The 24,813-nt window shown below is 63.5% G+C and carries 21 protein-coding genes; 13 read left to right on the top strand and 8 right to left on the bottom strand.

Annotation, left to right across the window (positions count from 1 at the left end; all coding sequences use genetic code 11):
* Position 1: 1 nt before the first annotated feature.
* Positions 2 to 1,216 (bottom strand): glycosyltransferase family protein, encoded by a 1,215-nt coding sequence (locus tag FJ941_RS07680; protein ID WP_140504447.1) that lies wholly within the window; start codon positions 1,214 to 1,216, stop codon positions 2 to 4.
* 1,326 nt (positions 1,217 to 2,542) lie between these two features.
* On the opposite strand from FJ941_RS07680, the gene FJ941_RS07675 reads away from it, so the two are divergent.
* The 3 genes from FJ941_RS07675 to FJ941_RS07665 all read left to right on the top strand — a co-directional run bounded on the left by FJ941_RS07675 (position 2,543) and on the right by FJ941_RS07665 (position 5,686).
* Complete coding sequence (locus tag FJ941_RS07675; protein WP_140504445.1) at positions 2,543 to 4,120, top strand: HD domain-containing phosphohydrolase; 1,578 nt, start codon at positions 2,543 to 2,545, stop codon at positions 4,118 to 4,120.
* Between the two features lie 90 nt (positions 4,121 to 4,210).
* A complete protein-coding gene (locus FJ941_RS07670; RefSeq protein WP_140504443.1) occupies positions 4,211 to 4,483 on the top strand; it encodes a hypothetical protein in 273 nt (90 codons plus the stop codon).
* A 75-nt stretch (positions 4,484 to 4,558) separates the two neighbouring features.
* A complete protein-coding gene (locus FJ941_RS07665; RefSeq protein ID WP_140504441.1) occupies positions 4,559 to 5,686 on the top strand; it encodes a substrate-binding protein in 1,128 nt (375 codons plus the stop codon).
* 344 nt (positions 5,687 to 6,030) lie between these two features.
* Here FJ941_RS07665 and FJ941_RS29375 read toward each other — a convergent pair whose 3' ends face one another.
* Positions 6,031 to 6,414: a hypothetical protein gene (locus FJ941_RS29375; protein ID WP_246673728.1), complete on the bottom strand. Its 384-nt coding sequence runs from the start codon at positions 6,412 to 6,414 to the stop codon at positions 6,031 to 6,033.
* Positions 6,415 to 6,441: 27 nt separating this feature from the next.
* Here FJ941_RS29375 and FJ941_RS07660 point away from each other — a divergent pair, with 27 nt between their 5' ends.
* Both FJ941_RS07660 and FJ941_RS07655 read left to right on the top strand, forming a co-directional pair.
* Positions 6,442 to 6,930: a hypothetical protein gene (locus FJ941_RS07660; protein ID WP_246673726.1), complete on the top strand. Its 489-nt coding sequence runs from the start codon at positions 6,442 to 6,444 to the stop codon at positions 6,928 to 6,930.
* 356 nt (positions 6,931 to 7,286) lie between these two features.
* Positions 7,287 to 7,586 (top strand): hypothetical protein, encoded by a 300-nt coding sequence (locus FJ941_RS07655; RefSeq protein WP_140504438.1) that lies wholly within the window; start codon positions 7,287 to 7,289, stop codon positions 7,584 to 7,586.
* 11 nt (positions 7,587 to 7,597) lie between these two features.
* On the opposite strand, the gene FJ941_RS07650 is transcribed toward FJ941_RS07655, so the two are convergent.
* A complete protein-coding gene (locus FJ941_RS07650) occupies positions 7,598 to 8,716 on the bottom strand; it encodes an FAD-binding oxidoreductase (RefSeq protein WP_140504436.1) in 1,119 nt (372 codons plus the stop codon).
* A 237-nt stretch (positions 8,717 to 8,953) separates the two neighbouring features.
* Here FJ941_RS07650 and FJ941_RS07645 point away from each other — a divergent pair, with 237 nt between their 5' ends.
* From FJ941_RS07645 to FJ941_RS07625, 5 genes are all read left to right on the top strand, one after another.
* Positions 8,954 to 9,853 (top strand): LysR family transcriptional regulator, encoded by a 900-nt coding sequence (locus FJ941_RS07645; RefSeq protein ID WP_140504435.1) that lies wholly within the window; start codon positions 8,954 to 8,956, stop codon positions 9,851 to 9,853.
* A gap of 89 nt (positions 9,854 to 9,942) precedes the next feature.
* Complete coding sequence (locus tag FJ941_RS07640) at positions 9,943 to 12,021, top strand: hydantoinase/oxoprolinase family protein (protein WP_140504433.1); 2,079 nt, start codon at positions 9,943 to 9,945, stop codon at positions 12,019 to 12,021.
* A 4-nt stretch (positions 12,022 to 12,025) separates the two neighbouring features.
* Entirely contained in the window at positions 12,026 to 14,011 is a 1,986-nt protein-coding gene (locus FJ941_RS07635; RefSeq protein WP_140504431.1) for a hydantoinase B/oxoprolinase family protein, read from the top strand.
* A complete protein-coding gene (locus FJ941_RS07630) occupies positions 14,008 to 14,310 on the top strand; it encodes a (2Fe-2S)-binding protein (protein WP_140504429.1) in 303 nt (100 codons plus the stop codon). The genes FJ941_RS07635 and FJ941_RS07630 overlap by 4 nt, the downstream gene beginning before the upstream one ends.
* Positions 14,307 to 15,674, top strand: a complete 1,368-nt coding sequence (locus FJ941_RS07625) for an FAD/NAD(P)-binding oxidoreductase (protein WP_140504428.1) — start codon at positions 14,307 to 14,309, stop codon at positions 15,672 to 15,674. Before FJ941_RS07630 ends, FJ941_RS07625 begins: the two co-directional genes overlap by 4 nt.
* Positions 15,675 to 15,718: 44 nt before the next feature.
* On the opposite strand, the gene FJ941_RS07620 is transcribed toward FJ941_RS07625, so the two are convergent.
* The gene (locus FJ941_RS07620) at positions 15,719 to 17,044 is read right to left on the bottom strand and encodes an FAD-binding oxidoreductase (protein ID WP_140504426.1); all 1,326 of its coding nucleotides are present in this window, start codon (positions 17,042 to 17,044) and stop codon (positions 15,719 to 15,721) included.
* 223 nt (positions 17,045 to 17,267) lie between these two features.
* Between FJ941_RS07620 and FJ941_RS07615 the strand changes: the two genes are divergently transcribed.
* Positions 17,268 to 17,744 carry an Lrp/AsnC family transcriptional regulator gene (locus FJ941_RS07615; RefSeq protein ID WP_140504424.1) on the top strand — a complete coding sequence of 159 codons (477 nt, stop codon included), beginning with the start codon at positions 17,268 to 17,270 and terminating at the stop codon, positions 17,742 to 17,744.
* A 31-nt stretch (positions 17,745 to 17,775) separates the two neighbouring features.
* On the opposite strand, the gene FJ941_RS07610 is transcribed toward FJ941_RS07615, so the two are convergent.
* Positions 17,776 to 18,717, bottom strand: coding sequence for a LysR substrate-binding domain-containing protein (locus FJ941_RS07610; protein ID WP_140504422.1), 942 nt, complete (start codon positions 18,715 to 18,717; stop codon positions 17,776 to 17,778).
* 72 nt (positions 18,718 to 18,789) lie between these two features.
* Between FJ941_RS07610 and FJ941_RS07605 the strand changes: the two genes are divergently transcribed.
* Entirely contained in the window at positions 18,790 to 20,865 is a 2,076-nt protein-coding gene (locus tag FJ941_RS07605; RefSeq protein ID WP_140504421.1) for an NADH:flavin oxidoreductase, read from the top strand.
* A gap of 9 nt (positions 20,866 to 20,874) precedes the next feature.
* Positions 20,875 to 21,351, top strand: coding sequence for an Lrp/AsnC family transcriptional regulator (locus FJ941_RS07600; RefSeq protein WP_140504419.1), 477 nt, complete (start codon positions 20,875 to 20,877; stop codon positions 21,349 to 21,351).
* Here the strand turns inward: FJ941_RS07600 and FJ941_RS07595 are convergent, their stop codons facing one another.
* The 3 genes from FJ941_RS07595 to FJ941_RS07585 are packed head-to-tail and all read right to left on the bottom strand — an operon-like array spanning position 21,352 to position 24,802.
* A complete protein-coding gene (locus FJ941_RS07595) occupies positions 21,352 to 23,007 on the bottom strand; it encodes an ABC transporter ATP-binding protein (RefSeq protein ID WP_140504417.1) in 1,656 nt (551 codons plus the stop codon). It lies immediately after the preceding gene.
* Positions 23,004 to 23,849 (bottom strand): ABC transporter permease, encoded by an 846-nt coding sequence (locus FJ941_RS07590; RefSeq protein ID WP_140504415.1) that lies wholly within the window; start codon positions 23,847 to 23,849, stop codon positions 23,004 to 23,006. The genes FJ941_RS07595 and FJ941_RS07590 overlap by 4 nt, the downstream gene beginning before the upstream one ends.
* A 2-nt stretch (positions 23,850 to 23,851) precedes the next feature.
* On the bottom strand, positions 23,852 to 24,802 hold the full coding sequence (locus FJ941_RS07585; protein WP_140504414.1) for an ABC transporter permease: 951 nt from the start codon (positions 24,800 to 24,802) through the stop codon (positions 23,852 to 23,854).
* Between the last annotated feature and the right edge of the window lie 11 nt (positions 24,803 to 24,813).

Here is a 24,813-nt window from a genome sequence, read left to right as displayed (position 1 = left end):
GTCAGTTCGTTCCTTCAACGACAGAAAGATGATGGCCGGCCCGCCGGTCGAGCAATTCCGCGACAATCTCGGAAATGTGAGGCAGCCCTTCCAGCGTCAGATGCGGGTTACTCTGTGAGGGGCGGGACCGCTCCGGCAGCGCCACTAGTGCATCGGCGAATCGCTGGGAGTCCTTGGCTTCGTGCGGCAAAAGCAGCTCGATGAGGCCGAGTTCGGCTGCGCGCCGAGCGCGAATCAGTTGTTCCTGGCGTGGCTCGATGCGCGGCACGATCAGCGCCGGCTTGTCGAAAGACAATATCTCGCAATAGGTGTTGTAACCGCCCATGGCCACCACCGCCTTGGCGCCGGCAATCAGGTCTTCCATGCGGTTGTCGAACTCGATCATCTTGATGTAGGGGATCTTGGCCCCCTTTTTGAGCAGCTTGTTGCGCTTGCGGGCCGGCATGTAAGGCCCAAGCACGATCAGTGCCCTGTGCTGCAGTTGCGGATCCTGCTGATAGACATCGATGACGTCGTGAATCAATTCGGCACCGTCGCCGCCGCCACCGGTGGTGACCAGGATATAATCGCCCTCGGGCCGGTGGCCGGGCAACTCGTTCCGCTGCAAGCTTCGTTGCAGGAAACCGACGAAACTCATCTTTGCCCTGACGGTCGGCGGCACATCCAGGCCGGTCAGCGGATCGTAGAAATCCGGCGGCCCGTAGACCCAGACCTTGTCGTAGAACAGGCCAATCTTGCGCATCACATCCCTGCGCGCCCACTCTGCCTCGAGCAGGTGCGGCGCATCCATCACCTCGCGCAGGCCAAGCACCAGCGTGGTGCCACGCGTCTTGAGGTAGGACAGAGTATCCTCAATCTCACCGCGCAGGCCGAGCGGTTCCTTGTCGACGATGAAGATATCCGGCCGGAAGGTCTCGGCTGTGTGGCGGATGATCGACTGGCGCATTCTCAGCGTCTCATGCAGATCGATATCCTTTTCCAGCGAGGTGTATTCGCCGTTGCGCAACTTGATGACGCTGGGGATCTTCACGAAGTCGACACGGGCTCGGTAGTCGAACGCGCCAGCGATAGTCGCACCCGAAATGATAAGCACCTGAAGTCCGCGGAAGTCCTCGACCAGCGAATGCGCGATTGTTCGGCAGCGCTGCAAGTGGCCAAGCCCGAACGTGTCGTGGCTGTACATGAGAATTCGAGCGTTTTCTGCGTGCTGGGTCATTGTTGAACGTCTCTTAGAATTCTCGCCTTGAGGGACCGTGAGCGACGCGCCGGCTTCGAAACCATCTTGGCTTTGAAATATGAGGTCGCCATTTCAATAATGTACTGCTTCTGTGGAATGCCTGTCAGACAGGCCTTCCGATTGTCTAACTCCGAAACTTGACGGGTAGCGAATATAGCCTTGCGGGAGCGGGCCGAGACTCCCTGTTGTCGTTTTGGGAGGGATCGAAGGGGAATGTGGTATCCAAAAGATCGGCAGAAATCATCCCTCTTGCTTCCAAAAAGTTCCGGTGTCTCCGAACTCCATCGGTTGGAAGCGGTCAAGGCGAATTCCGCTATTCTGCCCATATAGCCAATTGGTTGGTCGCCAGGCGTCGCTCGGCCCATATCTGTTGTGGGACGCACTTCGTGCGCCATTGCCCTCGGTCTTGGGGGACCAAAGGTGCTGCCCATCAATCTCTTGACGGGCGGTCTGATTGTGATTCTCCGACCAGAACTGAGTCATCAGTCGCCAAGCTAGCCGGAATTTCAGCAAGAATCGAGTGGATGCCAGCGCTGACAAAGCACCGCCCCGGAAGTGAGCGTGTGCAAGACCAGTTGCTTTGTTGATTGCGATGGGCCTCGAATCCAAACGGCGGTGATTTTCCCAATCACCGCCGTTGATGCACCCAAGCCACAGGGAAGGACGGGCTAGGCACATGAGAACGACTACCAAATTAGACCTAGCGGCGAGTCCGTCAAGTCGTCCTGCGGCCTTTCACAGGAAAATACCCGATGGCCGGGACATCCAAACGTCAATTGTCACGAACTGGTAACGACGCCCCACACCGCCGCATTCAAGGCTTGGGCGGGAAGGGGCACGTCTCTATTGGTGGGGAGCGGAGGTAATTGCTGCGACCTTGGGAGGCGCGAGCAAGCATGAAGGACCTCGCACCTGCGAGACTTGCCTTGCCCTTTCGAATCTAGCTGTGAGCCTTCAGGAGGGTGCCCATTCGGCCCCGACCGAGAAAGCTGAATCTGGGCTGTCCGCAATGAGGGTGCACCCGATTGCGGTGTTGGCTGGGGCCTTGACCTTCGCTGAGCACGAAGCTTCTCAAAATGGAAGTCAGGTGTGAGAAGCCGTTCTGTCCGCCTCGCGGTTCTGTCGCTTAGATCAGCCCTCCTTTTAACGGGCCTCTATATGATCTGCCGCCTGAAGGCCCATCGCCCGGAGACTGCCCCAAACGGTCGCTGCCCCGCCCTCTCCAGCATGCACATCCGGCTCGCGGCTTTTGCCCTTGGTGTTAGGGGCGCGCTAGGATAGCATATCTGCGGAGTGGGGTATGCGATGGCAGAAGTCTCGATACGCCGAGCGGACTTCATGATGGTCCTCGCTTATGCATCGGACCTCGCGACCGGCCATTCCCGCGATTTTGCGCTGAAGTCCTGCGTGCTTGCGATGCGGATCGCCGAGTTTGCCGGCGTTTCCGATGAGGTTCGGCGCAATGCCTACCACCAGTCGATGCTGCGCTATGTCGGTTGCAATGCCGACACCGACCTTCTGTCGGCCACCTTCGGCGATGAAATCGCGCTCCGCCAGGATCTCGTCGGTCTCGACATGGGCAACCGGGCGGAACTGGGCAGGGTCTTCGTGCAGGCCTTCAAGCGGCTTTACTATGATCTCGACCCCGATGCGCAGGCCAAGGCGATTGAGGCCGCGATGTCGCAGGCGCTCGCTGTGGCCCGCCCGGTGCTCACCGCCCATTGCGAGGTCGCGCAGCGGATCGGCGTGCGGCTCGGCCTGTCCGGCGAGATCCGGCGCAACCTTGGACAGATATACGAACGCTGGGACGGCAAGGGCCTTCCGCGCGGGCTGAGCGGCGAGGACGTCCTGCCGGCCGTGCGCCTGATTACATTGGCACAGGATGTCATTGCGCTCAGCGACGCCGTTGGCATCGATGCGATGGCCGAAACCATCGCCAGTCGCGGCGATGGTGCCTACGAAGCGGAGCTGGCCCGGCTCGTCTCCACCAACGCGCCCGCGCTTATGGAGGGCATCGGCGCGACGGTCGATCGCGAGACCATTTTGGCACTGGAGCCCGATCCGCCGGTGACGCTGGACGAGGCGGCTTGCGACGAAGCTTTCCTCGCCATCGCCGACATGATCGACATGCGCATGCCGTTCACGCAGGGCCATTCGCGGATGGTGTCGGAACTGGCCGAGGGCGGAGCACGACGGCTCGGGCTGCCCGAGCCCGACGTCCGCGCCCTGCGCTGGTCGGGCTGCATCCATGACATCGGCGAACTGGTGGTGCCAGTGGCCACCTGGATGCGCAACGGTCCCCTGTCCGTCCGCGAGCGCGACGCGGCACAGTTGCACGCTTATTACGGCGAGCGGGCGCTGGCTTCGTTCGGCCGCGACGGCGACGCCATGGCCGGGATGGTGCTGCGTCATCACGAACGCCTGGACGGCTCGGGCTATCACCGCAAGGTCGGCGGCTCCGACCTGTCCCCGGCGGCGAGGATCCTGGCCGCCGCCGAAGCGTTCCAGACGTCGCGGGAGGAGCGCCCTCATCGCAAGGCGCTCTCCAGCGAGGCGGCGGCGACGCAGTTGCGGGCCGCCGTCCGCGAGGGGTGCATCTGCCCCGACGCCACCGAGGCGGTACTGTCCTTCGCCGGACAGCCGTCGCGACGGCCGCCCCCGCGTTCGCTGGCCGGCATGACGCCGCGGGAGATCGAGGTGCTGCGCCTGATCGCCGCCGGCCTGACGGCGAAGGAAACGGCGCGCAGGCTCGACATTTCGCCAAAGACCGCGGACCATCATATCCAGAGCGTCTACTCCAAGATCGGCGTGGCCACCCGTGCGGCCGCCGCGCTCTATGCGGTCGAGCACGGCCTCGTCAGGCCAGGCGAAACGCAGCCATAGGGAATACACCCCATGTGCGTCGGCCGCGAGGCGCGCATCGTGATCCTGTCGACGGACCGATAGTGGCCGCGACCGACAGGAGGAAATCAGATGCTTCTCGCAACGACCAAGGTCGCGGACGTCGACCACTTCATCCATATTTTTTCGACCAAGGGCGCCGACAAGCGCCGGCTGCACGGCTCGAACGGCGCAACCGTATTCCGCGACCCGAGCGAGCCCGACCGCGTATGGGCGATCTTCGACTGGGACGCCGAGGGCTGGAAGAACTTCGTGTCGGATCCGGAAGTGCCGGCTATCCTGCAGGAAGCCGGCCATGTCGGCAAGCCGCAGGCGGCACTGCTGCTCGGCCACTACGAGGCTTGACCTTCGCGCTGCGCGCCGTCTGCCATCCGTGGCGGCGGTGCGCCCGACGAAACCCCACAATATCGGAGAGATCAGATGAACCAGAATCCCATCAAGATCGGCCTCATCGCCGAACTCACCGGCCCGTTGTCCTTCATGGGCATTGCCAACGCCAACCTTACGACCATGCTTGTCGACGACATCAACGCCGGCGGCGGCCTCCTCGGTCGGCCGGTGAAGCTCATCATCGAGGATGGCGAGACCACCGACAGCGCTGCCAAGGCAAGCGCCGCCAAACTTGTGGATGTCGACAAGGTCGACCTGGTCGTCGGCGGCATTTACAGCTCGACCCGACTGGCCATCAAGAGCGAGGCGGTGACACGGGGCAAAACGCTCTACATCTACACCGAGCAGTATGAGGGACAGGAGAACGACCCCTTGATCTTCTGCACGGGTCCGGTGCCCGCGCAGCAGGTCGAACCGCTGATACCGTGGCTGATGAAGACCACAGGGGCGAAAAGCTTCTATCTGCCGTCGGCCGACTACATCTGGCCCCACATTTTGAACAAGGCGGCAAGCCGGGTTGTGCGCGCCAATGGCGGCGAGATCGTCGGCGAGGAGTATTTCCCGCTGGACACCGTCGATTTCCGACGGACGGTGCAGCAGATCATGGCGAGCGGTGCCGAGGTGGTGTTCAATACGATCGTCCCACCGGGTCTGACGCCGTTCCTGGAAGAACTGCACAAGGCCGGCTTCGGCAAACGCGGCGGCAAGATCGTCTGCACCTATTTCGACGAGAACTTCCTCAACCTGGTGCCGTCCGATCAGATCGAGGGCCTCTACAGCTGCCTCGACTACTATCAGGAACTCGACGATCCGTTCGGTCGCGCGCTGTTGCGCCGCTACAGCGAACGGTTCCCCGGCAGCGCGATGTTGACCGCAGGCAGCGGCTGCACCGGCCACTACCGGGCGATCAGGATGTGGGAAGCGGCGGTGAGGGAAGCCGGCACGGTTGAGCGCGACTCGGTCATCCGGGCGCTCGATCATGCCCGGATCAACGAGGGCCCGGGCGGCCCGGCCGAGATGGTACGCGGCCAGCACCATGTTCGAATGAATATGTACATTGCGCGGGCGGAGGGCGGTCGCTTTCGGGTCGTCAGCAAGCTCGGTCCGATCGATCCGGACGAGCGCGTGCTTACCGAAGAACTGAGCACCGTGAGGTGAACTGCGCAGACCTCGATTACTGTTGTTCCAACCGGCGAGGGCGGCTCGATGATGGCCTCGCCATCCACGCCCCGCGCCTCGGTCAAAGAGGCGACCGACCGACTCGCGCACTGCTTTATATAAATCTATGCAACGTGCCGCGAAGTTATTCCCAGCTGTGGGGAAAGTCTCTGTCGGTGTAGCTATCTCGATCGTGGCTGGCAGGATCTGGATAGGCACGTTCCGGATCGGACTAGCGGCGCGATTGACAATAGGGACTGCAATCGGCGGCGTGAATTAAGCGGCGTGTACACGGCGTTTGTTGGAGAACAATCGTAGAAGGTCACCAAGACGCGTGTGAAATCTCAAAGGGTATGGGCGAACGGCAGGTCCGCAAAATCTGAACCGGGCAAACCTCTTCGACAGCTGGCCCATGTTTGGAGTGTCGAACAGGCCGCTTCAATGCCGGCCAGGATGAGGTCGATGCCTGCGAGGAAATGATCGCGGCACTCGAGCTCCCCTAGCTGCCTCGCTGGGTGATGCATGAACGGATGGGCGCTCGGTCTAGGGTTGGAGGCTATCGAGGGCAACTGTTGGCATGATGCGATATAAAAGACCTTGCCGGCATTCACAAACGCCTTTCGTTTCTTGGCATCGAAATTCGTGCCGTCCACGAGGGTGTGGTGAACACAGTCTTGGTCGGACTTCGCGGGCTTGTTGGGCAACTCTATCGAGAGGACATCGCTCACAAAGTCCGTCGGGGTCAGGCCGGCCGAGTGAGCAAGGCCTACCACGAAGAACGGAAGCGCTTGGCAGCCGATACCGATGCTAGGCGCACCCGTTTGGAGCGACGGCTTGAAGAGCTAACTCGGGAGATCGAGCGGCTGGTCAACGCCATTGCCAAAGGCCACGGCGACCCAGCTGTACTGGGACCGCAATCAACAACACTGAATGAAGAGCGCAAGTGCATTTTGGCAGAGTTGGATCGGGTACCCGCTGCGACCGGAGTGATCGCGCTGCACCCTGCGGTGCTCGCCCGCTACGAGGAACAACTAAACCAACTCCAGACCGGGCTTGCTAAGGGCATTGCTTCTGGCGATTCCGAATGTGCAGGGGCAATGCGTGACCTGGTCGAAACCGTCACGGTGTTTCGAGATCCGTCGAGAACCGGCGGGGTTGAAGTCGAAATCGCCGGTCGGCTGACAGCACTCTTGGGCGAGCGCGCCTTCCCCCACGGCGTCAAAGGAGTGGGGGAATGGTGGTAGCGGGAGGGCGCTACCATCCCTTGACCGTTCGAAAATTGGCCTACGCGGCGTCACCCCGACATCGGGCGCCACTGTCCCGGCGAGGAGGTACTCCGTGGTGTCGAAGGTCTGCTGGACACAGCATCGCAACATCTCCGTTCCGTTCTGTTTTTTGGCCAAACGCACCCGCATCTTGCGCGTGACGATTGGTTAGTTCGCTTGCAGGGATTCTTAGCGCATCCATCTCAGCGCCAGAATGCCTGCGACGCACGCGTGCGGCGAAGGCGTGCAGCGGCGTGATAAAAGGACGGCTTTCATCCCCCAGGATAAGGTGAATGCCGACGATTGCTAGACAGGATTGAAGAAGCAGCGGCAGGGTGGCGAAGATTGGCGACAGCCAGAATGCGAATGCCTTAGGGTATTTGCCGTGTCCTTTTAGGTTTCGTAATGTCTTTCACGGCGCTGCTTTTATTCCAAACCCATTTGGTGAGCTCACTATGGCGCGAAAGAAAAAATACTCCCCAGTTCGATTCTTCACGGCCGATGGCGTCGAGGTGCAAACCATTCTCGATTTGGCCGGCCCTCACAAGGATGAACTGTTGAAGCGAATCGTTGAGGCGCTGGCGCGAGACGCGGCGAGGCGGGATTTTATCGCCGAGCCTGGTCACATACCGTGAGCTCAGTCCCTTCAGGCTGCGCGGCCGAAGCGATCGATCCTGAAATCGTCGAGTGGCGTTTCACAACGGTCGGTCGCGATGAGCTCGGCCATGGCGTCGCCCACACCCGGGCCGAGCTGAAAGCCATGTCCGCTGAATCCGAAGGCGTGGAACAGGCCGGGTGTCGTCGCCGAGCGTCCCATGACCGGCAGCATGTCCCGGATATAGCCCTCGCAGCCGGACCACGTGCGGATGACCGAGACATGCGCGATTGCCGGGAGCAGCCGCGCGACGGCGCGCAATTGCATCTGGAGGCGTGTGGGGTCGGCGACCGCGTGGCCCGGATCGAGGTCCACCGCGACCCTTTCGGCCGCGCCGCCGAAGATGATATTGCCCCGTTCGACCTGGCGTAGATAGGCGCCATGGTCCTTATCGCGCGTCCAGATGCCGACCACCGGCAAGATCCGATGCGGCAGCGGTTCGGTCACGCCCATTTGCGGGCCGCGGGCGTCGAGGGGGACTTCTTCGCCGAACTCAGCGGCGATGCGCGCGCCCCAGGCTCCGGCGGTGTTGAGCAGGCACTCGGAGGCGAATGAGCCCTTCGAACTGGTAATAAGGAAACCGGAGCCCGCATAGGTGATCTTCTCGACTTCGGCTCCCTCGATGATTTGCGCCCCCAGTCTGCGGGCCGCCGCGGCAAAGGCCGGCGCGATCAGCCGCGGATTGCCGCTGCCGTCATGCGGAGAAAATGACGCGGCGATCGCGTCGGTGCCGAGGCCGGGAAAGCGGGCGCTAATCTCGCGTGGGCCGAGTTCTTCCAGCTCGAGGCCCCAGGGCTGCGCGGCTTGGGCATAGGCCCGCATGTCGGCAAGGCTTCCTTCATCGAAGATCAGCCGGACATGACCGGTGGCGCGGAACTCGACGTCGCGGCCAAGCATCTTTTCGGCTTCGCCCCACAGTCGCAGCGAGCGGTGGGCGAGTGGAAGCTGGGACAGATGGCGTCCCGTGCGCCGGATGTTGCCGAACGAGGCGACTGTCGCTCCAGTGCCGACCCGATTGCGCTCGATCAGCGTCACGCGCGCGCCGCGCCGGGCGAGGAAATAGGCCGAAGCCGTCCCCATCAGCCCACCGCCCAGCACGATCACATCCATGGTTATTCCCTAGAGCATGATCCCGAAAAGTGGGAACCGGTTTTCTCGGACAAACGGTTTCCGTTTGTCCAGGAGATCATGCTCCAACAAAGAGCTAGATGATGGCTGTTCGACCAAATGTCATTTTCATCTCGTGCGGAGCGAACAATCCCTGAAGGCGCCGATCTTGTCGGCATCGCGTCATTGCGTCAAAGATGGGTTTGGACAACAACCATAAGCTAAGCCTATGGAGTGGCAATGCGTGCCCGTCAGCTCGAAGTGTTCATCGCCGTCATGCGCGCGGGCACCGTGACCGCCGCGGCGCGGACGCTGAACATCTCCCAGCCTGCGCTCAGCCAGATCCTGCTCCACACCGAGGATGAACTCGGCTTCACGCTGTTCGAGCGGGTGAAGGGCCGCCTGCGGCCGACCCCGGAGGCGCTCGAGATCTTCGCCGATGCCGAGAGGCTGTCGGCGGGACTGGAAGGCTTGCGCCGCAAGACCACCGACCTGCGTTTGGGCCGGACGGGGTTGGTGCGGGTCGCGGCCTCGCCGCCGCCGGCCATGGCTATCTTGCCGCGCGCATTCACCAGCTTCCGCGCGCAGCATCCCGATATTCTGCTGCGTTCCCATAGCGCGCCGATCGCGGCGATCGTCGACATGCTGCGCGCCGGCGATGCCAGCCTCGGCGTGGCGTTGGACGACCGGCTGCCTCCCGATATCGACGCAGAGGTGATCGGCAGTGTCGGCTTCGCCTGCCTGCTGCCCGCCGGGCATGCATTGGCCGGAAAAACCGAGTTGACCCTCGCCGATCTCGCCGGGGAAGAGTTGATATCCTATCGCGGAAACACCCGCCCCGCCGACGAGTTGGCCCACGCGGCCCGCGCGCAAGGTCTGGCGCTTTCGCCGTCGCTCGAAATCGATGTTTCCATCTCGGCGGTCGGCTTCGTCCAGGCCGGCCTGGGTGTCGCCCTGGTCGACGCGCTGCTGCCCTGGCACCAGTTTGCCGGGCTTGCCGTCAGGCCGCTCGCGAACGGGCCGGAATTTCCTATCGCGCTGCTGACGTCGCGCACACGCGCTCTCTCGCGGGCCGATGAGATAATGCGCGACCAGATCCGCACCGCCTGTTCCGTCGTGCTGGGCGGTGCCAGGTCATAAGCAAGACTTATGTCATTCCTCTCCATACGTCTTGGACCATGGCCATCCTGTCGTGTCAGCTTTGGTTGGCAGACAGGAAGGGACGCATCATGGATGGTGTCATCGCGGCCAACGAGGCGCGGAACGAAACCGACTGGAAGGTCGGCGTTGATATCGGCGGCACATTCATCGACTTCTGCGCGCTCGAAGCCCGCTCCGGTCGCGTCGCCTCGCTGAAAGTGCTGACGACGCCGGAGGATCCGGGCGCCGAGCTTATGACGGGCCTCACGCTTCTGGCCGAACGCGAAGGCTTTGATCCTGCCCGTATGACGCGCTTCGTGCACGGTACGACGGTTGGCATCAACACGATCATCCAGCGCAAGGGCGCATCGCTCGCGTTGTTCACCAATGCCGGCTTCGAGGACGTCATCGAAATGGCGCGGCTGCGCATGCCGGACATGTACTCGCTGTTCTGCGCACGGCCGGAGCCGCTGATCTCGCGCGACATGGTTTTCGGCATTCCGGCCCGCATGCGGGCCGATGGGAGCGAATCCCGGGCGCCGGACATGGAGGCGGTGGAAAAGGCGGTGGCAGCGGCAAAAGCGAATGGGGCGCAAGGCATCATCGTTTCCTTCCTCCATTCCTGGCGCAATGCCGCTCAGGAAGCCTCAGTGAAGGCGACGATCACGCGTCTTGCACCCGACCTCTTCGTCTTCTCCTCGGCCGAGGTCTGGCCGGTCATCCGCGAATACGAGCGCAGCTCGACCGCCATCCTCAACGGCTATGTGCATCCGCGCGTCTGCGGCTATCTGACGGCGCTGGAACAGCGGTTGAAAAGCCGTGGCGTGCCGGCGCGTCCGATGCTGACGAAGTCGAATGGCGGACTGATGAACGCCGCCGAAGGCAAGCGCGCCTGCGTGAATATGCTTTTGTCGGGAACGGCCTCCGGTGTCATCGGCGCCTCGTGGCTGGCGCGTCAGGCAGGCGAAGACAAAGTTCTTACCCTCGACATCGGCGGCACCTCGGCCGACTTCGCGCTCATCATCGGTGGCGAGGCGCAGTTCGGCACCGGCGAGCTGATCGGCGAATTTCCACTTCATATCCCCTCCGTGTCGGTCAGTTCGATCGGTGTCGGCGGCGGCTCGATTGCCAGTATCGACGCGCAGGGGGTGCTGCGGGTCGGACCGGAATCGGCAGGTTCGACGCCGGGACCGGCCTGCTACGGCCGTGGCGGCGACAAGCCGACGGTGACGGACGCCATGGTGGTGTGTGGATGGCTCGGTCACAGCGAGATGGCCTATGGCCAGCTCAGAATCGACACCGGCCTGGCGCATCGCGCGGTCGGCGAGCTTGCCACTCGGCTCGGCCGCCCCATCGAGCAGACCGCGCAGGCGATCCTCGATATCGCGGTGTCGGAGATGTTCGTCGAGGTCGAGAAGCTCGCCTCGCGCGCCGGCGTCGACTTGCGCGACTTCACGCTAATGCCTTTCGGCGGTGGCGGGCCGATGCTCGGCGCTTTTCTTGCCCGCGAACTCGGCATGAAGCGCGTGATGGCGCCGCGCCGCCCCGGCGTGGTGTCAGCGCTCGGCGGACTGGTGGCGGATTTGCGCGGGGATTTCATTCGCACCATCTTCACCCCGCTCTCGGGCGTGTCGCTCGCCGGAATTCACGAGGCCTTTGAGGCCCTGGCGCAAGAGGGGCGCGACTGGCTTGCGGCGCAGGGGCACGACGCGGCCGCGGATCTCATTTTCTCCTGCGACATGCGCTATGTCGGGCAGAGCTATGAGATCGAGGTTGTCCTGTCGCCGCAATGGTTGGCAGATGGTGATGCGGCCGCCATCGCGCAGGCCTTCCATCTCACCCATCAGCAGCTCTACGACTTCCACGACGTTGATGGCGAGATCGAGCTCGTGAACGTGCGGCTGTCCGCAGTGGGCGCGGGGCCGAAGCTCTCCCTCCCGGAGACCGACGAGATCAACGCTCAGGCCATCCCGGCGCGCAGTCTTGCGGTCTACACGGGCGCGAGCGTCGAGACCGTCGACCTCCACAACCGGCAGAGCCTCGTGCCGGGCAGCACGTTCCACGGGCCTGCCGTGGTCGTTCAGGAAGACACCACCTTCGCCATTCCTGCCGGAGCGCAGGCAAGGGTCGACCGCCATCTCAACCTTCTGCTGACCTTCGCGGAGTGATGCCATGTTTGACCGGACAAACCTTCAGGTTCTGGCGAACCATGCCCGCGCGGCCGCCGAGAACATGGCGTACACGCTGCACCGCACCGCGCACTCCGCTTTCGTCAAGGAGACGCAGGATTTCACGGTGATGCTGATGGACCGTTCAGGCGCGACCTTCGCCGTGCCGATGGAACTCGGTGCCACCTGGTACCCGGGGCTTTCGTATCGCCGCGCGATCGCGATGGTCGACGACTATCGGCCGGGAGATGTCGCCTTCACCAACGATCCCTATTCCGGCCACGTCGCCACGCACGCGCCAGACACGCATCTGTGGAAGCCGGTTTTCGTTGACAACGACATCGTCGCCTGGACCGGTGGCCATATCCACAACACCGACATGGGTGGCGCGGTGCCGGCTTCGCTCAGCCGGGCGCTGACCGAAATCCATCAGGAAGGCATCCGCTTTCCGCCCATGAAGCTGGTGAATGAGGGCATCATTGACGAGTCGATCCTGCGGATCATGAGCACCAATGTGCGCAAGCCCGACCTTAACATCGGCGACATCAAAGCGCTGGTCGGTGCGCTCAACACCGGCGAGCGCAAGATCCAGGCAATGGTACGAAAGTTCGGCAAGGCCGGCTTCATCGAAGGCGTTTCCGCGCTTCTCGACCAGGCGGAAGCGCAGGCGCGCGACGTGCTGCGTTCCATGCCCGACGGCACATGGGAGTTCGCCGATTATGCCGACGAGGATTCCGTCGAGGCCAATCCGTGCCGGCTGAAGCTGACGCTGACGATCAAGGGCGATGCGGCGGTGCTCGACTTCACCGGCTCCGATCCGCAGCTCGGCTCCTCGCTCAACGTGCCTTCCGGCGGCGATCCGCGACACACCATGCTGCTGGTGGGGGTCTACTACGTGCTCTATACCCTCAACCCCAAGATCCTGCTCAACACCGGCCTGACCCGGCCGTTTACCTGCATCACGCCCCGGGGTTCCGTGCTGAACCCGGTATACCCCGCCGCCGTAGGCATGCGCTCGCTCACCTGCGCCCGACTGCGGTCGGTCATCTTCGGCGCCTTCTCGCAGGTGATGCCTGAACGCCTGCCCGCGGCGCCGGCCGGCAACAACTGCATCGTTAACGTCATGACCACGGACGAGCGCACCAGCCGGACCGTCATCACGGCGGTGAATCCCGTGGTGGGTGGCGGCGGCGCGATGCCGCATCGTGATGGCACCAATGGCTCGGGCGCCGATGCCGCCTATCTCAAGAACACGCCGATCGAGATCACCGAGACCGAGACCCCGGTCGAATTCGTGAAATACGGGCTCGCCAGGGACAGTGGCGGCGCGGGCCGCTGGCGCGGCGGGCTGGCGACAGAGATGGCCTTCCGCGTCTTTGCTCCTGATTCCAGGATCACGGCCCGCAACCGCGACCGCAGCTTCTTCCGTCCCTGGGGCCTGCTGGGCGGCAAGGCAGCCGGCCTGTCGGACATGATCGTCAATCCAGGGACCGAGCACGAGCGGCGGCTGGGCAACATTGACACCACTGTGCTGCAGCCCGGCGATGTGCTTGAGATCCGCTCCGCGGGAGGCGGCGGACGCGGCGATCCACGTCAACGTGAACCCTGGCGGGTCGCACAGGATGTGCGGCGCGGCTACGTCTCGGCGACAGCTGCCGAGCACGACTATGGCGTCGTCATGCACGGCGGCGAGATCGACGAGCAGGCAACGGGGCAACTGCGTGCGCGGCAGGAGCCGGCCGCCGGCCACTTCCATTTCGGTCCGGAGCGCGACGGTTATGAAGCGCAGTGGACTCCGTTGGCTTACGACCGGCTCACCACGATACTGAGGGACTTGCCGATCCATTGGCGGTTCTTCGCCAAGACGGAGATCTTCCGCCGCATGAAGGGGCGCTGGGGACCGGAGGGCGTCCAGGCGGCGTTCGATGCGGTCTGCGAACGGTTCCCCGAACTGCCTCGTCCTGGCACGGTGCGAGAGGCGGCGGAATGATCACCGCCGGCCGCATCGTCAGGCTGGCCGAGTTCAACCGGGCAGAGGTGCATTTCTATCTCGACGGGCAGAGGTGCGGAGCGCTTGCGGGCGACACCGTGCTGACCGCCATGCTGGCGTCAGGGCACGCGTTGCGAAAGTCCGAGTTCGGAGCCGAGCCGCGCGCTGGCTTTTGCCTGATGGGAGCCTGCCAGGATTGCTGGGTCTGGCAGGACGAGGGACCGCGCCTGCGGGCGTGCTCGACACTTCTCAGCGAAGGCATGCGGTTGCGCACGATGCCATCGGAGAGCTGGCTGTGAGCGAGACCCCGCCGCCTCGGATCGTGATCGTCGGCGCCGGCCCCGCCGGCATAAGGGCCGCGGCAACGCTGGTCGAGGCCGGACTCCACCCGGTGGTGATCGACGAAGCGCAGCGTGCAGGAGGACAGATCTATCGGCGCCCGCCAGACGGGTTCACCCGCACGCCGGAGCAGCTCTACGGGTCGGAGGCGGCGAAGGCCTGCGCACTGCATGCGCTCTTCGACCGGCTGTCCGCAGAGGGGCGGCTTACCCATTGCGCGGGAAGCTCGGTCATCGCCGTGCAAGAGGGGCGGCTGCACGTGCTGGGTGAGGGGGGCGTGCCGGTGCTCTTCCATGACCGCCTGATCCTTGCGACCGGTGCATCCGACCGTGTCGCTCCGGTCCCGGGCTGGCAGAGCGCCGGAGTCTACAGCCTCGGTGCGGCACAGATCGCGCTCAAGGCGCAGGGCGTGGCGCTGGGGCAGCGGATCGTCCTGATCGGATCGGGGCCTTTGCTGACGTTGATCGGCGCCCAGCTTGTCAAGGCTGGAGCCGATGTGGCGGCGGTGTTGGATACATCTTCTTGGCGCCAGCAAATGCGCGGATTCTCTGGACTTGCGGCCCGGCCGTTGGTCGCGCTGCGTGGCCTGGCTCTGCGAGCGAAGCTGGGCCGCCGCTATCATGCGGGCGTGACGTTGGAGCGCATCGAGGCCGACGGGCAAGGTGTCGTGGCCTTGCGCTGGCGTGATGCCGGCGGTCGGCAGCAGCATACGCCTTGCGACATGATCGGCATGGGCTGGCACCTGCGGGCGGAGACGCATCTGTCCGACCTGGCGGGATGCGCCTTCACCTATGACGAGCGGTGGCGGCAATGGCTGCCGAAGACCGACCAGATGGGGCGGGCTGGCAACGGCGTTTATCTGGCTGGCGATGGGGCTCGTCTTCTGGGAGCGGACGGGGCGGAGATCGCCGGGCGTCTGGCTGCAGCGGCGTGCCTTGCCGATCTTGGATTTCCAGCGCCCTCCAGCGCGGCCGATCTGCGGGAGCTTGCACGGCTCGAGCGCTTTGCCTGCGGCTTGGCTTCCGCCTTTCCCTGGCCAGCGGTGATGGCGCGGGCGCTCCCCGACGATGCGGTCGTCTGCCGCTGCGAGAATGTGACCGCCCGAGATGTGCGCGAAAATGTTGATTTTGGCGGCGGCGAAGCAAACAGGGTGAAATCGCTGTCGCGCGTCAGCATGGGCCGATGCCAGGGACGCTATTGCCAGTTGGCCGCCGTCGAACTCGTCGCGGCACGAGCCGGCTGCGCGCCAGATGCAGTTGGCCGGTTTCGCGCGCAGGCCCCTGTCCGACCAACGCCTGTCGGCGCGTTTCTCCGGGAGCACTGATGCGATTGCCAATGCCTGGCCCGGATGTCAGCATGGATCACATCCTAGAAGTCGGCGACTTTGCCCCAGACCGAACCGTCGAAGCGGCGCGGATCATAGGATGTCGCATCGACGACCGGTTCCGACCCGGTCATCAGATCGGCGACGAGATGCCCGGCGCCGGGTCCGATGCCGAAGCCGTGTCCCGAAAATCCGGCAGCCAGGAAGAAACCCGGCACAGTATCGATCTCGCCGATGGCAGGCACGCCGTCCGGCGTGCTGTCGATGTAGCCGGCCCAGGCCGCATTGATCCTGGTCTGGCGCAGTGCCGGCAGCAGATCGAGCGCCCGGGCGTGGGTCAGGCGGATGGTCGCCTGGTCCGGGGTCGGATCGAGGATGCGCATCCGCTCCATTGGCGTCGGCTGGTCGAGCCGCCAGTGCCGGAGCGTTTCGTGGCCCGAGCGCACACCCTGCAGACCGCCGGGCGCGAGGCTTCGCCGCCGCTTCAGGAACATGGGCAGGAACTGCGACGAGAAGCGCAGCTGCTGCGGCGTGACGTCCACGCGGCCGCGTCCGCTTATGGCGAGCGTGTAGCCGCCGTCGCCGCGACGCGTGGCCGAAATCTTTGCGGTATGCAGCGCATCCGGCAGGCCCTCAGCGCCGGGCGAGACGGACAGGATGGAGGATCGGACCGACGCCTGCGGAAAGCGGAAGCCGAACTGATGGCAGAAGGAGGACGCCCACGCGCCGCCGGCCAGGACCGCCAGCTTGGTCCGGATCGTTCCGTTTTCGGTGACCACGCCGCTCAGGCGCCCGCCCTCGGTCTCGATACCGCGCGCGGCGCAATTCTGGTGCACGGAGCTCCCGAGCTTGAGGATAGCGCGGGCGACCGCGGGCGCGGCCCGCGACGGATCGGCGGTGCCGTCGGTCGGCGAGAAGACGCCGCCTGTCCAGGTCCGGCCGGTGCCGAGGCCCCGCGCTGTGGCCTCGGCACTGTCGAGCATGTGCGTGGTAACTCCAGCGGTTTTGGCGAAATCACGCCAACGCGCCCATCCGGCGAGTTCCGCCTCGTCATTGCTGAGATAGAGCAGGCCGCAGCGCCGGAAGCCGGTGTCTTCACCGGTCTCTGCCGCAAAGCTGTCCCACAGGTCCAAGCTTCTTGTTGCCATCGGCAACTCGCGGGCGTCGCGGTTCTGCTGGCGGCACCATCCCCAGTTTCTGCTGGACTGCTCGGCGCCGATTCGCCCCTTTTCGACAAGCGCGACCTTCAGACCGCGCTGGGCCAAGTAATAAGCCGTAAAGACACCGACGATGCCGGCGCCGATCACCACCGCGTCCGCGGACTGCGGCAGTTGCTCAGTCGTTTCGATTTGCTGCAGCGGCGCGCGCATGGTTCTCCCTGCCGTGAAGCGCCAATCTAGCGTGTTGCGCAGGCAGCCGCTGCTGCACTTGTAGCCGTTGCAGAATTTTATTCCGGCAGTCGCGTTAGAATCGGGAGTCCCTGCGTTTCAAGCGGCGTCCACTCGGATGGACAGCCCAGCGGGCTGTGATAGTGTCGACCGTCATCAGCAGGGCAGCATTTTGTGCTGCGGCACGGTTCGTCGGAGGCCACCCGTGAAACTCGATCGGATCGATATCAAGATTCTTCACGAACTGCAGAAGAACGGCCGCATCACGAACGTGGAATTGGCCGAACTGGTGCATCTGTCGCCGAGCCCATGCCTGATGCGGGTCAAAAGACTGCAATCGGAGGGCTATATCGGAGGCTATTCCGCGCAGGTCAATATCGGCAAGCTCGGCCAGACACTGACAGTCTTCACCGAGATCACGTTGAAGAACCACCGCCAAGTGGACTTCGCACGTTTTCTCGCCGTCGTGGACAAGATCGAGCAGGTCATCGAATGTCATCTTGTGTCGGGTGGCTACGACTATTTGATGAAGTTCGTGACCTCCGGCATCGCTGAATACCAGACGATCATGGAGCGGCTGACCGACATGGATATCGGCATCGACAAGTATTTCAGCTTCGTTGTGCTGAAGTCTCCCATCGTCAAGGCGCACATGCCGCTGCCTAGCCTGTTTCCGAGGTAGTCAACGACGAGCGCGCTGCGCTTGTCGCCCGCTACAAGGTGTCCGGCCGCAATATCGGGTGCAGCGCTTTCAATTCGGCTTGCATCTCGGCGATCATCCACGCGCAGATGTCGGAGACGATAGGCCGTACCGGCCTTGAGCGCGGTGCAATCAGCTGATGGATCCGGCCCGTCTTGATCTGTCTGTCCGAGGCCGGGACAAGGGTTCCCTGAAGCAACGCCCTTGAAACGTTGCTGAGCCAGCCGAGCGCTACGCCTTCCCCGTTCATGGCGGCTTGAAGCACGACCGCGTAGTCCGAGAATTCGAGCCACTTTGCCCTGCTGGTCTTGCGGTCCGCCACACTGCCCCATGCGTCCAGCCACTGCTCCTTGGCGTCGGTCAGGTGAAGCAGCGCATGACCTTCCCCGGTTCCGGCATGGATCAACCGACCGTGGGCCGACAAATAGGATGGGCTGCATACCGGAACGATGACTTCCGGCGAGAATGCCCAGTGGTGATAGTGGGTGTCGTCATCGGCCAGGATTCTCGTGGCAAGGTCGACATTCTCGGCTGGTCCTCGCAAAACGCCCGCGATCAGTTCGAACCTCAGGTCGACGTCAGGAAATCTCGTGTTGAATGCCCCTAACCTGGGAACGAACCAATAGGTTGCCAGAGAACTCGAAAGTGAAAGGGTCACCACCGGCTTTGCAGCGCTGTTCTGCTTCATCCTCCGGATCACCTCAGCGATGCCGTCAAATCCCTCCCGCACAGCCGAATGGAGGGCACGTCCTTCTGCAGTCGGGGCCAATCCCGTTGGACCCCGCGTGAAAAGAGGCACACCGAAATCGGTCTCGAGCTGCGCAATGCTGCGGCTGATCGACGGTTGCGTGACGTTGAACTCGCGAGCGGCGGCCGTGAAGCTGCCCAGCCGGACAGCAGCCTCGAAAACGAGAAGTCCGCGCGCGGAAGGAACGAGTTTTGCAAATCCAGCCATACGCCCAGCGTATAACCACCCCAACAATTTTCAAGCTTTCCGCAATCCTGGAAATGGCGAACTATAACCCTTATGAATGGGGCGGAGCAGAACGTGAAGGTAGCGGGATCTCAAGCAGGCAGCACATCCAGCGATCCACTGCTTCAGCCGTTTCGGCTCAAGGGTCTGACGCTCCGCAACCGCGTCGTCAGCACCAGTCATGCCTCGATGCTGGACGATGGCGGCCTGCCGCTGGAGCGCTACCAGCGCTACCATGAGGAGAAAGCGCATGGCGGCCTTGCGATGACCATGGCGGGCGGCTCGGCCATGACCTCGCCCGACTCCAGTTGGGGCGGCGGTCAGCTGGACCTTTCGAGCGATCGCGTCGTGCCTCATCTCCAGTCGCTGTCGCAGCGCATCCACCGCCACGGCGCCGTCGTCATGTGCCAGGTTTCGCATCTTGGCCGGCGCGCCACCGCCTATGCCGGGAACTGGCTGCCGCCCGTAGCGCCGTCACGCGTTCGCGAGACGCGAAACCGGAATTTTCCGAAGGAGATGGACGCAGCCGACATCGACAGGATCGTCAGGGACTACGCCAGTGCGGCAAGGCGCTGCGTGGACGGCGGTCTGGACGGCGTCGAAACCGTCACCGCCGGCCATCTGATCGGGCAATTCCTCTCGCGCAGAACCAACAGACGCACGGATGGCTTCGGAGGTTCACTCGAAAACCGCGCGCGCTTCGGCCTGATGGTTCACGAGGCGATCCGCCGCGCGGTGGGCGACGATTTCGCTGTCGGCATCCGGTTCGTGATCGACGAGGCGGTCGAGGACGGGTCGGATTTCGAGGAATGCCTGGCCTTCGCCAGGCTGTTCGAGCGGGCAGGCCATATCGATTTCTTCAACTGCATATTCGGCCGCATGGACACCGATTTGTCCCTGGCCGAGCAGAATATGCCCGGCATGTTTACCAAGAGCGCGCCGTTTCTGCCTCTGGTCGGGCAGTTCAAACGGGAAACAAGGTTGCCCGTCATCCACGCGGCGGCCATCAGGGATGTGGCCACGGCCCGCCACGCGATCCGCGAAAACCTTGTCGATCTGGTCGGCATGACCCGGGCGCATATTGCCGACCCCCATATCGTCAACAAGGTGATGCGCGGCGAAGAAGAACGCATTCGCCCGTGTGTCGGCGCATCCTACTGCCTGTACAAGAAGGTGCAGTGCATCCACAACCCGGCCAGCGGCCATGAAACGATCATCAGCCATACCATCCTGCGTGCTGAAACGCTGAAACGTATGGTCGTGGTCGGCGGTGGTCCGGGAGGGATGGAAGCGGCAAGGGTCGCCGCCGAGCGCGGACACAGAGTGAGCCTGCTCGAAGCCGGCGCGCGACTTGGTGGGCAGGTACTCGTCGCGGCCGCTGCCGTCGACCGCAAAGATCTCATCGGCATAGTCGACTGGCGTACCGGTGAGCTCGATCGCCTGGGCGTCGAAGTCCGCCTCAACACCTATGCGGACGCAGCGATCGTCCTCGCCGAGAGACCGGACACGGTCATCATCGCCACCGGCGGCATTCCGGACATGGAATGGCTGGAGGGCGCCCAACATTGCGACAGCGTCTGGGACGTCTTGACCGGGGTCGTGCCGGCGAAGGACGACGTGCTCATCTACGATGAGACCGGACGCCAGGCGGCAGTTTCCTGCGCCCTGCATCTTGCCCGTCCGGGGCGCGTGGTCAGCCTGGCCATGGCGGACGACACGCTGGCGATCGAGACGCCCTATCCGGACAGGGTGAGTTTTCGCAAACGCGCCTCGGAACGCGGCATCCGCATCGTCAGCGATGTGCGCCTGGTCAAAGCAGCGCGCCAGGGCAACGGCATCGCCGCCACGTTCCGGCATGAGCTCACCGGTGCGGAGATGGAAATGACCGCCGCCCAACTCATTGTCGAGCGCGGCACCGTGCCAATGGAGGATACCTACCAGGAATTGCGCGCGAGCTCCGTCAACAACGGAGTCACCGACATAGCGCTGATGATGGGAACGGAAACGGACGGGGACAATGGTTCCCAAGCTGCCGGATCGTTCGTCCTGCACCGCATAGGAGACGCGGTCGCCAGCAGGGACATCTACTCGTCGATCTATGAGGCCTACCGGCTCTGCTCGCAATTGTAGACAAGGCCCATGAAACTCGATCGGATCGACATCAAGATTCTGTACGAGCTGCAGAAGAACGGCCGCATCACAAATGTGGAGCTGGCGGAACTGGTCAGTCTCTCCCCCAGCCCATGCCTGATGCGGGTAAAGAAGCTGCAGGCTGAAGGCTATATCGTGCGGTATTCGGCGCAGATCGACATCGCAAAGCTGGGACGGACGCTCACCGTCTTCACGGAAGTCACGCTAAAGAATCATCGTCAGATCGACTTCGCGCGTTTCCTTGCCGCCGTCGATAAGGTTGACGCGGCCGTCGAATGCCATCGCGTTTCCGCCCGTTACGACTATCTCTTGAAATTCGTCACGGGTGGGATTGCCGAATATCAGGCGACCGTGGAGCGGCTCACCGACATGGATATCGGCATCGACAAGTGTTTTAGCTTCGTGGTGCTGAAGTCTCCCATTGTCAAAGCACACATGCCGCTGCCCAGCCTGTTTCCCTTGTAATCAGCGATGGCCGTACTGGCTTACCAGTTCGGGGTCGCGGACGAGGCCATCGAGCCACGTCGGATCGAGCTTGGGCACGGAGGAGAACAGAAGCTTCGAATAGGGGTGGGTGGGCGCTTTCAGTCCGTCGGGCGTGATCTGCTCCACCCGCTCGCCATTGTACATGACCATGATTTCGTCGCAGATCGCTTCGACGACGGAGAGGTCGTGGCTGATAAAAATGTAGGAAAGGCCCAGCTCGCTCTGCAGCTCCTTGAGCAGTTCGATCACGGCGGCCGCCACCACCGTGTCGAGCGCCGAGGTGATTTCGTCGCAGATGATGAGCTTGGGTCCGGCCGCCAAGGCGCGCGCGAAGTTCACGCGCTGCTTCTGGCCGCCCGAGAGCTCCGACGGGCGACGGTAGCGCAGCGTCCTTGGCAGGCGAACCATGTCGAGCAGTTCGTCGACGCGCTTCGAGCGCGCCTGCCGGTCGAGCCCGTGATAGAAGGCCAGCGGCCGGGAGATGATGTCCTCCACCGGCTTGGCCGGATTGAGCGCGGTATCGGCATACTGGAACACGATCTGCATCTCGCGCAGTTGGTCCTGGCTGCGTTTGCCTGCGGCGCGCTCCAGTTGCTTGCCCTCGAAGACGATGTCGCCGGCCGCCGCCGGATGGATGCCGGCGATGACGCGCGCCAGCGTCGATTTTCCGCAGCCGGATTCGCCGATGACGCCAAGATTGCGCCCCTGCTCGACGACCAGGCTGACGGAATCGACAGCGCGTATGACCGGCAGTCCATCATCCCGCACCGCGCCATAGCCGGCCGTCACATTGTCGACGCGCAGCAACGGCTTCGCGCCGGCATCCGCGTCCGCATGTGCTTGCCGCGGTTTCGGCTCGAAGGCAGCCAGCAGTTCGCGCGTATAGGGGTGCCGGGGGGCCGAAAGAATCTGGGCCGTGGTGCCGGTCTCCTGCACTTCGCCGCCCTTCAGCACCACGATGTGGTCGGCGATCTGGGCGACGACAGCAAGGTCGTGGGAAACATAGACACCCGCTATTCCGCCAGCCCGCATGACCGACTTGAATGCCTTCAGCACGTCGATCTGCGTCGTCACGTCGAGTGCCGTCGTCGGCTCGTCGAAGATCATCAGCTTGGGATCGCCGATCAGCGCCATCGCCGCCGACAGCCGCTGCAACTGCCCTCCTGAAACCTGGTGCGGATAACGGGCGCCAAGCCCTTCCGGGTCCGGCAGCGACAACGCCCGGAACAGCTCGACCGCGCGCTTTCGTGCCTGCTCGGGCGCCATCAGCCCGTGGATGCGCGTAACCTCGATCACCTGCTCCATGATGGTGGACGAGGGGTTGAAGGAGGCGGCGGCACTTTGCGGAACATAGGCGATATCGGTGCCGCGCAACCTGGCGCGCTGCTTTTCGGTAAGTGCGGCCATGTTCTTGCCGTTTACATTGATCTCGCCGTCGGTAATCCGGCAGCCAGGTCGCGCATGGCCCATCAGCGAGAGCGCGATCGTCGTCTTGCCGGAGCCGCTCTCGCCGATCAGGGCGACGATCTCGCCGTCGGCGATGTCGAGGCTGACGCCCTTGATGATTTCGACAACACGACCGGCATCGGTCGTCGCCTCGATTCGCAGATTCCTGACCTCGACGAGATTGGTCATGCGTCCCTGTCCCTGATCTTCTGCGGAAGGTTGTCGATCAGCAGGTTGACGCTGATGGTGAGGCTGGCGATCGCCAGCGAGGGAACGATGACGGCGGGAGCCGCGAAGGGCAGGCCGCCTATGTTCTCGCGCACCAGCGCGCCCCAGTCGGCGAGCGGCGGTTGCAGGCCGAGCCCGAGGAAGGACAGGCCGGACAGCAAGAGCACGATGAAGACGAAGCGCAGGCCGAGGTCGGCCAGCACCGGGCGCATGATATTGGGCAGGATCTCTGACCCGATGAGATAGGCGGTGCTTTCGCCGCGGACGCGAGCGACGGTCATAAAGTCCATGGTGTTGATGTTGACGGCGAGCGCCCGCGCGAAGCGGTAGGCGCCCGGTATGTAGATGACGGCGAGCGTCAGGATCAGCGCCGGGATCGACGAGCCGACCGCGGCTACCACCACAAGGCCGAACAGCTTGCTTGGAATGGAGTTCATGGCGTCGAGGAAGCGGCTGAGGCAGGTGTCGAGCCAGCCGCCGGTGACGGCCGCGATCATCCCCAGCACGACGCCAGAAAAGCAGGCGATACAGACGGCGGCGAGCGATATGCCGACGGTGTAGCGCGCACCCATCAGTACCCGCGAGAGCATGTCTCGCCCCAAATAGTCCGAGCCGAGCCATAGGCCGTGACGCATCGGGCCGAAATAATCGTCGTCGACAATGTCGCCGATCGAATGGGGAATGATGGCGGGTGCGAAGATGGCGATCAGCGTCCACGCCAGAATGACCAGCGAGGCGACGACGCCCACGAGATTGTAGCTGTGGCCCAGCAAGGACCGTCGGGAAGCTGCCACGCGTGCCATCGTCACCTCAGCCTCGGGTTGGACATGATGGCGATGATGTCGGCGACGGTGATGAGCAGGAGATAGCCGAGGCAGAAGATCATTGCGCAGCTCTGGATCAGCGGCAGGTCGCGGGTCGCGACCGCATCGACCATCAGCTTGGCGATGCCGGGATAATTGAAGATCGTCTCCACGATGATGACGCCGCCGACCAGATAGGACAGCGACAGCGCAACCGCGTTGACGATCGGCCCGAGCGCATTGGGAAGTGCGTGCTTGAGCACCATGCGGCCGCGTGAGGCGCCTTTGAGCAGCGCCATCTCGACATAAGGCGTGGACAGCGTTTCGATCACCGCGGCGCGGGTCATGCGGATCATCTGAGCCGAGATGACGAAGGACAGCGTGATCACCGGCATTGCATAGATGCGCACGAGGTCGGTCAGCGTATGCGCCTCATTGACCGAGGACAGCGCCGGCAGCCATTTGAGATAAACGGCGAAAAGCAAAACCGCGAGGGTCGCGACCATGAATTCCGGTACCGAGATGACGCCGATCGCAAGAATGGTGACGGTGCGGTCATAGAGCGAACCGCGCAACATGGCGGCGGTGATGCCGAGCGTCAGCGCTAGGGGCACCGAGAGCAGCGTGGTGATGCCGGCGAGCTCCATGGTGTTGATGAAGCGCCCGCCGATCAGCGCCGCAACCGGCATCTCGTTGGCATAGGAAGTGCCGAGATCGCCGTGGAGCAGGCCGAGAAGCCAGCGCAGGAAGCGCAGGATTGCCGGATCATTGAGATGCATGGCCTCGCGCAGGCCGGCGACGGCTTCGGGTGTAGCCGCCTGGCCGAGCAGAATCGACGCGGTGTCGCCAGGCAGCATGCTGGTGGCGAAAAACACGGCGAACAGGACGATCAGAAGTGTAACAACCGCGATTGCCAGCCGCTTCAGCACGAGGTTTAGAACCCCAGACGTCATGGAAGAGCTCC

It is taken from the genome of Mesorhizobium sp. B2-3-13, assembly GCF_006442195.1.
Taxonomy (GTDB): domain Bacteria; phylum Pseudomonadota; class Alphaproteobacteria; order Rhizobiales; family Rhizobiaceae; genus Mesorhizobium; species Mesorhizobium salmacidum.
This window is presented reverse-complemented; position numbering and strand designations above follow the sequence as displayed.